At 63.3% G+C, this 11605-nt stretch carries 12 protein-coding genes; 1 reads left to right on the top strand and 11 read right to left on the bottom strand.

Translation table 11 applies throughout. The features are described 5' to 3' along the window. Nucleotides 1–145: 145 nt before the first annotated feature. The 3 genes from ACFULV_RS24095 to ACFULV_RS24085 all read right to left on the bottom strand — a co-directional run bounded on the left by ACFULV_RS24095 (nt 146) and on the right by ACFULV_RS24085 (nt 2045). Nucleotides 146–553: a hypothetical protein gene (locus ACFULV_RS24095; RefSeq protein ID WP_378660369.1), complete on the bottom strand. Its 408-nt coding sequence runs from the start codon at nt 551–553 to the stop codon at nt 146–148. Nucleotides 554–823: 270 nt separating this feature from the next. Continuing rightward, nucleotides 824–1597 carry a pentapeptide repeat-containing protein gene (locus tag ACFULV_RS24090; protein WP_378660366.1) on the bottom strand — a complete coding sequence of 258 codons (774 nt, stop codon included), beginning with the start codon at nt 1595–1597 and terminating at the stop codon, nt 824–826. A 109-nt stretch (nt 1598–1706) separates the two neighbouring features. Beyond that, nucleotides 1707–2045: a hypothetical protein gene (locus ACFULV_RS24085; RefSeq protein ID WP_378660363.1), complete on the bottom strand. Its 339-nt coding sequence runs from the start codon at nt 2043–2045 to the stop codon at nt 1707–1709. A gap of 350 nt (nt 2046–2395) precedes the next feature. On the opposite strand from ACFULV_RS24085, the gene ACFULV_RS24080 reads away from it, so the two are divergent. Next, nucleotides 2396–3415: a LysR family transcriptional regulator gene (locus ACFULV_RS24080; protein WP_378660360.1), complete on the top strand. Its 1020-nt coding sequence runs from the start codon at nt 2396–2398 to the stop codon at nt 3413–3415. Nucleotides 3416–3526: 111 nt separating this feature from the next. Here ACFULV_RS24080 and ACFULV_RS24075 read toward each other — a convergent pair whose 3' ends face one another. The 8 genes from ACFULV_RS24075 to ACFULV_RS24040 all read right to left on the bottom strand — a co-directional run bounded on the left by ACFULV_RS24075 (nt 3527) and on the right by ACFULV_RS24040 (nt 11582). Continuing rightward, entirely contained in the window at nt 3527–3766 is a 240-nt protein-coding gene (locus ACFULV_RS24075; RefSeq protein ID WP_378660357.1) for a TetR/AcrR family transcriptional regulator, read from the bottom strand. A 56-nt stretch (nt 3767–3822) separates the two neighbouring features. Beyond that, nucleotides 3823–4641 (bottom strand): alpha/beta hydrolase fold domain-containing protein, encoded by an 819-nt coding sequence (locus ACFULV_RS24070; RefSeq protein ID WP_378660354.1) that lies wholly within the window; start codon nt 4639–4641, stop codon nt 3823–3825. 35 nt (nt 4642–4676) lie between these two features. Next, entirely contained in the window at nt 4677–5978 is a 1302-nt protein-coding gene (locus tag ACFULV_RS24065) for an MFS transporter (protein WP_378660351.1), read from the bottom strand. Nucleotides 5979–6137: 159 nt separating this feature from the next. Continuing rightward, nucleotides 6138–7490, bottom strand: a complete 1353-nt coding sequence (locus ACFULV_RS24060) for an amidohydrolase family protein (RefSeq protein WP_378660348.1) — start codon at nt 7488–7490, stop codon at nt 6138–6140. Continuing rightward, a complete protein-coding gene (locus tag ACFULV_RS24055) occupies nt 7487–8992 on the bottom strand; it encodes an FAD-dependent oxidoreductase (RefSeq protein ID WP_378660345.1) in 1506 nt (501 codons plus the stop codon). The genes ACFULV_RS24060 and ACFULV_RS24055 overlap by 4 nt, the downstream gene beginning before the upstream one ends. 35 nt (nt 8993–9027) lie before the next feature. Next, entirely contained in the window at nt 9028–9447 is a 420-nt protein-coding gene (locus tag ACFULV_RS24050) for a carboxymuconolactone decarboxylase family protein (RefSeq protein WP_378660343.1), read from the bottom strand. A gap of 136 nt (nt 9448–9583) precedes the next feature. Beyond that, nucleotides 9584–10030 (bottom strand): nuclear transport factor 2 family protein, encoded by a 447-nt coding sequence (locus ACFULV_RS24045; RefSeq protein ID WP_378660340.1) that lies wholly within the window; start codon nt 10028–10030, stop codon nt 9584–9586. Between the two features lie 13 nt (nt 10031–10043). After that, a complete protein-coding gene (locus ACFULV_RS24040; protein ID WP_378660337.1) occupies nt 10044–11582 on the bottom strand; it encodes an FAD-dependent monooxygenase in 1539 nt (512 codons plus the stop codon). Nucleotides 11583–11605 lie beyond the last annotated feature (23 nt).

Here is an 11605-nt window from a genome sequence, read left to right as displayed (position 1 = left end):
GCCTGGATCCCCTTAGCCTCCGGGTGCGTCGAATTCAGAACACCGTTTCGGCCGAGTAAGGCAGGCACGACCACCGGCAGATGCGGACGTGCGCGACCGCGCGATATGCGGCAGAAGAGTACGTTCTCGGCAGATCTGCGGGTCGTCAGCGCGGCGCGGCGCCAAAGGTGAATAGATCCGTGATCGGCTCCGTAGCCGCCCACCCATCGAACATCGGCTTACGAGATGTCGATTCCGGACCGCTGCGTCCGTTCGCCGAACCACCGACCACCCACCCCGACACGTTGTCCGACGTCACAACGAACAAGTTCTCGTCCTGCCCCAGATCTCGACCGAGAACCTCGAGGGCGGTCGCGTACACCTCACCATCGGTCACCACGGCAATGGTGATGCCTCTCAACAAGCTCGGCAGGCATACGAAGTCGGCCGGCTTGAACAGGATTTCGATACGTGGGTCGCCTGCGGAGCCTTTCCAACTACGCAGCAGCAGTCCGGAATGTCCTACCCCCCAGCGCCGGACCTCGAAGGTACGTGTGCTCGCGAAGACGTCCATGAAGAGATCGTCGCATTGTCTGATTTCACCGCTGATGCCGCGGACCGACCACGCTACTTCCGCGCCGTGCAATCGGCATGAGCGGACGTTCTATGACGGGCAACGCGCCATGCAGCTGTCAACCGCGGTGACAACGGCGGGAGGTGACCACAGTGATGGAAATCTGGTGACAGATCGCTTGATCAACGCGGCGCATCTCACCAGCTGATCGGGATGCCACCCGATACGTTTCATCTCCAGCCCGACGGAGGAGAACCTGGGCAGCTGGCTCTAGCGCGGTCGCTCCCGAAGGCACTGTGCAGCGTTCAAGAAGTGACTAGGGACCCCATCGGCGCTGGTCGGCGGATCGAAATTCGTCGGCCACCGCGTTTGTGGGGTGTAGAAGATTCCTGTCAGATTGGCGCGACCGAGTTCGCCCTCGGTCGTCTGCAAGTGGAGCAGCGCATCGGTCAGGTCTGCGCCGTAGAGGTCCGCTCCGGTCAAATCTGCGAGTAAGAGTATGGCTTTGTCGAGGACAGCGGATGTGAGGTTTGCGCCTCGCATGATTGCGCCCCGGTGGTCGCTACTGTTGAATTCCACGCCCGTCGCATCGGCGGAGGAAAAGTCGGCCCAACGAAGATCGCGAGCCCAGAAAGTCGCTGTCGCGAGTTCGGTATGCCCGAAAGTTGCGCACTTCAGGTCGGTCCCATCGAAGTGTGCGCCTGGCATCTTTGCTCCGTCGAAGGCAGCGCCGGCGAAGTAGCCCGTCAGGCGCGCATCGGCCAGACACGTTCCATTGAGGTTGGGCAATGCATCCGCATCGTGATCGACGTTCCGTCGGCCGAGGACTGTGAGTGCTGCTTGAACATCGATTGTCGTCTTCGGAAGCGGACCTGCGTACTTCCAACCTCTCGGCATGCTGTCGTCACGAACCAGGTCCGGCAGGGTGCAGTCCGGCGCGTTGGCCGCGGCTTGTGTCCGGATGAATCCACTGAGGATTTCGATGATCAGCGCACTGGCAGCAGTGGGGAGCGAAGTCGAGAGATCGCTGACGCGGTCCGTCAAGGGCTCGGGCGGCATTTCCCGTCGGCACGGAGCTCGAGAAGTGCCGCGACTCCATAACCTGCGTTACCGGTTGTTAGCGTCGCCGTCGATTGCGACCGGACGCTGCTGGTCACTTCCAGGTCTGATTGGTGAAGTCCCCAAGCAAGGCCCCAGAGTGGTGGTGGACGTGGTGTGTTCGTTCGTCGTTGGTGGCGTGAGAGCCAGCCGTGCAGTGCGGCTCGGGGAGTCGGGCGACGGATTCTCGGTCGTCGTCCGGTGTCGCGCGGCCCAGTAGGCGGTTCGGCGTGATCCTCGAGGATCTGGAAGCGGTGGCCCGGGGGACGAGATCGGGGTCGACCGAAATGTTGGCGCGGGCCCGCCAGACCAGAGCGTGATAGACCCGATCGGTGCTGAGTTCCAGTTCTTGTGGATCGTCGTTTACTGCCGCTTCAGAAGTGATCGAGAACAATTGGCCTCCTTGGTATTTGCGGTAGGTCCTACATCACGCGCGGTCCTGTTTGTCCAGTCCTGGAACCGCAGCCGTCGGCGATGACGGCCGCATCACGAGAACGGGTGATGGGGACGCCACGGCGCTGGCGGAGACGACATTTTCCGTTTCGCCTATATCGGACCGCATCGGCATCCGCACCAATATCATCATGGTGGAAGGGATACCGTCTGACTCGGTCTGTCTGTCGCCCTACACCCCAGGATTGTCAGGCGAGTTCGATTGTATTCAAGGCTGCACCGGTCTCCATCAGGGTCGTTTGATCGAATGGGGTCGCGATATACTCTCGTAGTGAAGAATGGTTGATGACAATGAATGCCACTGATGAGCGTCAGAACCAGCTGGACCTTCGCCTGGTTCGATACGCCGTCACACTTGCGGAAGAACTGCATTTCGGTCATGCCGCCGCGAGACTGGTCATCGCGCAACAGACTTTGTCCGCCCAGATCGGTGAACTCGAGCACAGACTCGGCGTGACCCTTTTCGTCCGTGACCGCCGCTCGGTGGCTCTGACCGCTGCCGGAACTGTTTTCGTCGCGGGTGGGAGACGACTGCTCGCCGATGCCGCGGATCTCGTGCGGCAGACCCGCGGTACCACGCGGCCGGTCCGTCTCGACGTGATCACCGAGGGGCTCACCTCGGCCCTTGTCGCGCACAAGCTACGGGCCCGTCTGCCCGAGATGGCGATCGAAATCGTTCAGAGCCAGGGCCTGACCGAGGGTTTGCGGCAGCTGCGAGACGGCGCCCTGGACGTGACATTCGGTCGGGTGCAAGGGGCTTCGGCAATATTTCGCGATTTGTCACACTTCCTCGTTCGGCTCGATCCGATCGGCATCGTCCTGCCTGCTGATCACGAGCTCGCACGTTTGGATCAGGTCGCGGTCCTCGACCTGGCCTCCACCCCACTGCTCGTGCATACCGCTGTCCAGGCCGAGGATTGGGCGGACTGGATCGATCAGTTCATCGCTCGATTCGGACTCGTCGTCGGCCGTCGGCTGCGTGGACAGGGCCGCGGGGCGGTGAACGCAGCCGTCCTCACTTACGGGATGCCTGCTTTGGGCCCCTTGACGGCTGTGCCTCCTCCCGGGCTCGTCGTGCGTCCGCTCAACGAACCGGTGCCACTGTGCCCGGTATCAGTGGTGTGGGCAGACGAGCGCAAGACCCGGACCGGTGAGCTCGCCGGCAACACGGAGATACTGCTGCGGGCACTGGACGAATTCGCCGAGAGCCAGAACTGGCGCAGGACACCGGAACAATCGTGGTGGCTGCCCGACGGCGACCTTTTGACGTTGGCGAAGGTCTTGCGCGAGGAGGACCTGCCACGTGCTTGACCGTCAGCCGACTGCGAGTTCGGCTCGTCGGGGGTCATCTCCGGGGGAAGTGTGCGAAACGATGTGCTCGGCGAGAATCTCCATCAAATCAGCAGGGAAAGGAACAGGATGTTAGCGAATGGCATCGTACATCAATGCGCGTAGCTCGATTGATGTCTGTGCCGTGACTGTGACGATCAGATCGTCCTTGCTCTTGAAATATCGATATACCGCCCCTGCTGACATCTTCGATTCGGCAAGGATGTCCAGCATTGACGAATCGTGAAAACCCTTGCGCGCAAAACAAAGCTGCGCGGCGTCAAGGATTTGTTGACGACGGCGCTCCTGATACGCGTCAGTTACGCGCGGCATGGTAGCGACACTTCACCCTGGAAACTATTCGGCGGGATGCTCGGGATGTGGAGATGTCACGACAAATGCGCCTTCAACCACGCCGCAGTGAGCTCGATGTTGGCCCTGGTGTCGAACTCGTGGCCTTCGTGCCCTGCGTTTCCGAGTACACAGAACGTCGACGAAACACCTACCCGAGTCAATGCGTCGTGTAGGTATCGCCCTTGCGACTCGGGGACAACTCTGTCATGGTCGCCGTGTGCGATGAGAAACGGCGGCGCGTGAGGATGTACTCGGTGCACCGGGCTCGCTGCTCTGACCCGCTCGTCATCGGCGGCGATCGGCCCGTGCCCGAAGAGTGAGTCCTCAACGGGCGGTTCGAGGATGAGCTGTTCGAGCCATGAGCGGCGGCTGTTGGCTATCAGGTCCGTCGGTGCGAACCACGTGGCTACCGCCTGTACCGAACTTCGCTCCCGTGGGTGGTCACCGACATGACCGTCGAGATCTGGGTCGCTTGCACTGAGTGCGACCATCGCTGCCAGGCAGCCACCCGCCGAAGCTCCCCACAGTCCGATGTTTTGCACGGCGAGTCCGTAGTGGGATCCGTGTGCGCGCAGCCAGCGCACCGCGGCTTTCACATCGTGAACCGGCGCCGGGTAGGTCGCTTCGGGTGCGAGGCGATAGTTCACTGAGGCGACGGCGATTCCTGTCCGAGCCACCGCCGCCAATCGGTCCTCGGAATTGTCGCGCTTGTCGCCAGCTTTCCAGCCACCGCCGTGGAGGTAGACAACGACTGGAACATCGGCATCCGACTGCAGTCGATACAGATCCAATGTCAGCGTCGTCTCGTCGACGACGGCGTAGGGAATGTCGTATTCGGTGGTGCTGGGGCGCATGGTTGTCCTGCCTGGTTCGTCTGTGCCCAGATGTCTCACGCGGAGGTTTCCTCGAGCGAGCGGTTGCGGGTTTCGATCGCGCCGAAAGCGACAGCGGCAAGTGCTATCGCGGCGGCGACACCAAGGGCGGTGAATACTGCTGGGGTGCCGCCGTGCCCGGAGAGCATGAACCCGAAGATCGTCGGGGCGATGATCGATGCGAGTTTGTTGAGACTCGCGGTGGCCGAGGTGGCCCAGCCGCGCATACGGGTCGGATAGAGCTCGCTGGTGTAGAGGTAGAGGAAAACCGCGGGCACGGTGGTGCCGACGACCATGGTGCAGCCGCTGACGAACATGACCTGCCAGGACGTGTGGCCGAGGAGTCCGATCGCGATGAAGCCGTAAAGTGCGCCGATCGCGGCCACGGCGAGACCCGCGATGAGTAGTGGCCTTCGGCCGACGCGGTCGATCAGGAGTACCACGATGTAGATGACGACCAGTTGCAATCCGCTGGTCACAATGGCAAGCAGGAGTGACTGTGATTGAGGCAGTCGACCGACCTGGACGTACATGGTCGGCAACCAGCTGAGACACCCATAATTCACGAAGAAGGTGGCGAACCAGACTACGGCCAGCATCAGCGTGCGAGCGCGGTACGCAGGGGAGAGCAGTTCAATGAATCTGAATGTGTCCTCGGTCTGCGTCGACGATTCCTCCGGCTTCAGGAGTTCGGTGCCGTGCCCGGCAGCGTCGACTTCCATCGCCCGCACGTAGCTGTCGGCCTCGGCGGCACGACCTTTGACTGCCAGCCAGCGCGCGGACTCGGGCAGTGCGAAGTAGGCCCATGCCGCGATGACCAGGGGGAGCGCGCCGATCGCGAGTAGCACCCGCCAACCGGTTTCCGGTCCGAACGCACTGGTCGCAGCGAGCGCGGTCAACGGTGCGAAGAAGATTCCCCAGGCAAACAGCGATTGGTAGATCCCGAAAGAGCGACCGCGACCATGTCGTCCGAGATACTCGCTCAGCAGGATCGCAGCGATCGGGATCTCCGCGCCGAGGCCGAGTCCCTGCACCAAACGAAAGACCAGCAGGCTTGTTTCGTTCCATGCGAGGGCACATGCGAGTGACATGCCGCCGAAGAGTACGAGGGAAATGATGAATGGTCGACGCCTGCCGACTCGGTCGGCGAGTGCCCCGGCCAACAGCATTCCGATCCACTGCCCGACGTAGCCGGCGCTGATGATCAGGCCTGCTTCGGCGAGGCTGATGCCGAAGGACTTCACGATCAGCGGCAGAACGACGGCGATGGTCATCGCGTCGAAACCGTCGAAGAAGGTGCCGGCGCCCAGTTGACTCATCAGCCGAGTATGGAAGCGGCCGAACGGAATTCGGTCGATCCGTGCAGCGATCAATGAGGGACTCGATGGCGGGGTGATAGTGACGGTATCTGTTGGGGAAAGTTTCGGGTCGAGCATGGTGGTCCTCCAGAGGGCGTGCGTGTGGCTGGACTCGTGGCGCTACGCGCGTTGCCGAGCTGGCGGCCGGTTGCGGGCGAGGATCTGCTGCTGGGATTGCCGAGCCGAATCCATCAAGGTCGCGGGGTCGATATCCGTGAGGCGGCCGTTGCGTTTGACGACACGGCCTGCCACGAGCACCGTGTCGACATTGCCTTCGTGTGCGGCGAGCACGACCGAGTAGACCGGGTTGGTCACCGGTCCGAGATTCAGGTCGCCGGCACGGAGTAGGACGATGTCGGCTTGCTTACCCGGCGTGAGGGAACCGATCTTGTTGCTCATCCCGACCGCCCGAGCCCCTTGGACGGTGGCGAATTCGAGGAGATCACGCACCCGCAACTCGGGCACACCGTCCACCGAGGAGTGCCCGCCACCCATCCAGGAGCGGTGGTAGGCGTAGAGCATGCGCATCTGAGTGAACATGTCACCGCTGCATTTGGTTTCGGTGTCGCCGCTGAGGCTCGGACGGATGTCGCGGGCGAGGAGCTTGTCGAGTGGGATATCGCCCATGCCTTGGGAATTGAGTTCGCAGTGCACGCCCAGCGATACGGTGGCCCCGGCGCCGGCGATCATGGCGAACTCGTCGTCGTGGCTGCGGCTGCAGTGCACGAAGGTCATGTCATCGCCGAGCAGGCCGAGCTCGGCGTACTGGGCGACGGCGCGGTGGGGGGCGTTGTGGGGGTAGGCGCCGGCGTGCACTGTTGTCCGGATGCCGAGTTCCCGTGCGAGCCGCAGATCCGCGACCCAGGTGTCCTCGGCTGCCATCTCGGGGCCGCGAGCCGCCATTGCCAGCGTCAACAGTTGGTCGTCATTGGCGAAGTATTCGGTGCGCAAGCGGCGAATATCGTCAGGGTGGCCGAGTTCGCTGCGATTGGTCCAACGGTCATCGGTCAGCAGTGGCCAGCCATGGGCGAACACCGCGCGGATACCGGCTTCTTTCAGACCTGTGATGGCGGCATCTGAGTGAGCCGGGGTGTTCTGGATGTGGGACCAGTCCACCAGGGTGGTTGTTCCGGCGCTCAATGCGGCCGCGGCACCAAGCTTGTTGCCGATATGGACGTCATCGGGCTGGTAAGAGGCACCGATGCCGACCAGCATCTCGGCGAAATACCGTGCCGGATCCATATCGGCGTAGCTGTGGCGCACCGCGCTCTGCCAGGTGTGGCGATGGGTGTCGATCATCCCGGGGATGGCGATCATGTCGGTGCCGTCGATCACCTCGGCGTCTGTGACGTCCAGGCGCTCGGCGATGGCCGAGATCTGGGTGCCTTCGATGAGGATGTCGCCGACCAGGTCACCGATGTCGTCGTCCATGCTGACGATCTGTACTCCGCGCAGGAGCAGCCGCGCGGTCATCGCTCGACCTTCAGCCATCGCTCGATCTGCGCCACGGCGCGTTCGGGGGTCGGCGTCGCGGTATCCGCCCACGCGACATAGCTGTCGGGGCGCAACAACAGACTCCGCACATCGTGCAGTCCCGCTGGTGCGGGGGCTAGAACTCCGGATACGACCCGGACGGGTGTTCGGCCGAACTTCAGTTCATCGTAGTGGTTTTCACCCGTGCAATCGATGAGCACGAATTCGTGACCTCGGAGCAGCTCACCGGTCCGGACGAGGCCGTCGCGGGTTTGCACTGCGAGGTCGGGCGCGCGCTCGCCGACGAACGGATGATCGGTCGCCTCGCGTGGATAGGGAAAGCTCAGGCCGTTCAGATCGCGAACCAGCGTGCGACCCACCTCGGGCAGCGGAAAGAGCCGCTGTTGGAAGAAGCGCCGGTAGGCCAGCCCCTCGGGAGTGAAGTCGAACTGCATAGCGCACTGTGCGGCAACGCTTTCCAACAGCGCTTCGGTCACCGGTCGTCGCTCGGCCTCGTAGGTGTCGAGCATCGATTCGTCGGCGACGCCGTTGACCACCGCAGCCAGCTTCCAGCCCAGATTGAACGCATCCTGCAGGCAGAAGTTCATCCCCACACCACTGGCGGGGTAGTGCACCCGGGTGCTCTCACCGACCAGCACGATTCTGCGGTCCCGGAAGCTCGAGGCGGTACGGGTTTCGTCGGTATAGCGCGAACCCCAACGCAGTTCGGTGAAGTCCAAGGATTCTCCGAAGATCTCGCGCACACACTGGTGAACCTCGGAGACGGTGACCGGCTCGGATTTGTCGGCGTGCCGACGTTGCTCGTGCACGATATTGAACCGGGTGATGTGACCGGTCTCGTCGAAGGGGAAAGCCGCGGCCCAGCCGTGCTCATTGTGCCCGTTCGCGCGAGGCGCGTCCCACGGGAAGTCGAGCACGACGTCGGCCACCATGCCGGTGAATGTGGCGTCGTGACCGTCGAATTCGATACCCGCCGCCCGTCGGACGATGCTGCGGGCACCGTCGGCACCGACGACGTATCGAGCGGAGTAGGTCTGTTCGGTGCCATCGGTCAGCCGAGCTCGAACAGCGACGCCCGCGTCGAACTGCTCGAGGGTTTCGACGGCCGCCCCGCGTACGATGCGCGCTCCCTGTGCGGATGCGTGTTCGGCGAGCAGTTCCTCGGTGATGTTCTGCGGCAGGATGAGCCGGTAGCCGAACCGTGATTCGAGATGACCCCAGTCCAGCGGCTGGAGCCCGGCCCAGATATGGAACGGGACCAGCGGGTTGTCACGGATCGCCCGTGCGCGGTCGATGAAGGTCTGTGCCAGATCTCTGGTGTCGAACAGTTCGAGCACGCGGGGCAAGATGGTGCCTGCCCGCGATCCCACAGGGTCGGTCCGGCGTTCCAGGACAACGACATCAACACCGGCCGCGGCCAGTTCGGCAGCCGTCATCAGTCCAGATGGGCCGCCACCGACGACCACTACGTCCACGTTCATGGTTCTTCCTTAGATTGGTGATTGACGGGATCGGCTCATCTGTGGTCGGCGGGCGCTCCGATATCGAACAACCCCATGAGCTGAGCCAGGATGCGGTAGTAGCCGACCAGTGCCGTCACCTCGGCGATCGATGTCCGGTCGAGCGGTTGCGCCGTGATGAGGTCGATCCCAGTGAGTGTCGGCTGATCCACTGCCCATGCGGTGAGCATCGCGACGGCGGCCTCGCGGGCGTCGGTCGTGACGAATGTTCCGGCGTGTAGTCGGGCGAGTTCGGTCTCGGTCAATCCGGCCGCGCGCCCAGCAGCTTCGTGCGCGTACCGTTCGAATGAACTTGCGGTACAGCGTGCGACGGTGAGGATTGCAATTTCACGCTCTCGACCGGTGAGTGTGGTTCGGTAGCGCAGGGCGGCGCCGAGCGCCTGCAGCGGCCCGCCGATCTCAGGGAACTCGACCATGAGGCCGAAAGGGCCTTGGAGATGACCTGCCGCATCGACGAGTGGAAAATGTTGCGGCCCAGATCCTCTCGGTCCGTTCACGATCGCGTCATACACCTGTCGCTGCTGTCGGCTCAGCTCGTCGGTGTCCACGTGCTCAGACCTGGGCAACGTAGGTGCGATGGAACCAACCACTGGGTGCCGATCCCTCGACGACAATGGTGCGTTCCCGAATGAGCCAGCTGGTGTCGGCCTGCTTGCGGAAGGTGTCACGCCACACGCCCCAGTGGTCGGGGGCTGCTTCATCGGTGATGGCGAAGAAGAAGGTGTTCACCTGCGCTTCGGTGGGGCCGGTGAAGCAGATGTCGACAGTGGTGATGTGATGGCGAATGTAGGCGGCTTCGCCGTCGCGGACGACTTTGCCGAGTTCGGACGGTGGGATGGGCGTTCCGTCGGGCAAGACAAGCACGGCGTCGGCGGTGAACAGTGCGAGCATGTCGGCGAAGTCCATCTTGTCGCGCGCGGTGTGCGCGTAGCGGTGGACTACTGCGTGGATGAGGGCCCGGTCGTCAGAGCGTGCGCGGGTGAAGCTGCGTTCAGTCATCGGGGTTGTCCGTTCACGAGTTCGGTGTGGATGTGCTGAGTGAGTGCGTGTTTCGAACGTTCAGCCACTGGTCGAGCTGGCTCCGCACATCAGCCGGGTCGGGCGGAAGTTGGGTCGCCCAGGCGAGGTAGGTGTCAGGGCGGACAAGCAGGCACGTGGCCTGGTCCAACGCGGTCGGCAGCCTCGCGGGGTGGCCTTGCACCAGGCTGACCGCGGGGGAGCCGAGGTCGCGCAGTACCCCGGCGGCACTGAGGTCGAGCAACACGAATCGTCCGTCGCGCAGCAGTTCGTAGAGGCGGACGGTGGATCCATCGCTGCGAAGCAGTTCGAAGTCGGGCACGGGGTGCCCGACCAGGGGGTGGCTGCGCTGCCCCGAGAGATAGGGGGTCTCGAGGCCGTTCAGCTCGAGCTGCAGCTGGGAGTTGACTGCCGGTATCGGGAGGAACTTCTTTTGCAGGGCGCCCGAGAGTGTGAGGCCCTCGGGGCTGAAATCGAACTGGATCGCTACCTGCGCATCGACGCTGCGCAGTAGATCGAGGCTAATCGGACGGCGCTCTGTCTCGTAGGTGTCCAGCAGCGCCTCATCGGCATGGCCTTGCAGTACGGCGCCGAGCTTCCAGCCCAGGTTGAACGCGTCCTGCAGACAATAGTTCATGCCCATTCCGCTGGCGGGGTAGTGAATTCGGGCGGATTCACCGACCAGGAACACTCGGTCGCTGCGGAATCGGGACGCGATCCGCTGCGCGTCGGTGTAGCGGGAGGCCGCCCGCAACCCAGGGATACTCACGGGTTCGCCGAGGATTTGGCTTACGCATTCGGTCAGGCCGGCGAGGGTGACGGGGGCAGACTTGGGTTCGGCGCGGTCGTCACGGTGGACCATCACAAACCGCGTGAGTCCGGGACCGAAGGGAAATGTGGTGAGCCAGCCGTATTCGTTGTGCCCGACACGAAGTCCGCCCGGCCAGGGGAAAGCCATTTCGGCGTCGGCGATGACGCCGGTGAACGTGGCATCGCGGCCCTCGAAGGCGATGTTCGTCAGTTTGCGGACCGCGCTGTGCCCACCGTCTGCGCCGACGACAAACCGTGCACTGGACTGGCATGGGTGCCCGTCGGAGTCGAGGGAGGTGACCAGCACCCTGTCTGCGTCGTACTGCAGGTCGACGACTTCCTGGTGGAACCGGATGTCGACACCCTTGTCGGTCGCCCAGTCGCGCAGGATCAGTTCGGTCTCGTGTTGCGGGAGGAACAGCGTGAACTGGAACCGTGAGTCGCGAGTCGTCCAGTCGATGGGGTGCATGCCACCCCAGATGTGCCAGCTTTGAAAGGGGTGCGGATTGATCTCGCAGGTCCGGCGAATGAAGCGGTCGGCGATGCCGCGGGCGTCGAACAGTTCCAGTGGTCGCGGCAACAGTGTGCCCGCCCGCGACACCGGGTCGCTGCTGCGCTTTTCGAGGACGAGAACCTGCGCGCCGGTGGCCGCGATCTCCGCGGCGACGGTCAGCCCGGAGGGCCCGCCGCCGACTACGATCACGTCGACGTCATTGTCGGTCATGGTGTCTCCTTAGAGACGAGTCG

Source organism: Nocardia sp. NPDC057272 (assembly GCF_042668615.1).
Lineage (GTDB): Bacteria > Actinomycetota > Actinomycetes > Mycobacteriales > Mycobacteriaceae > Nocardia.
This window is presented reverse-complemented; position numbering and strand designations above follow the sequence as displayed.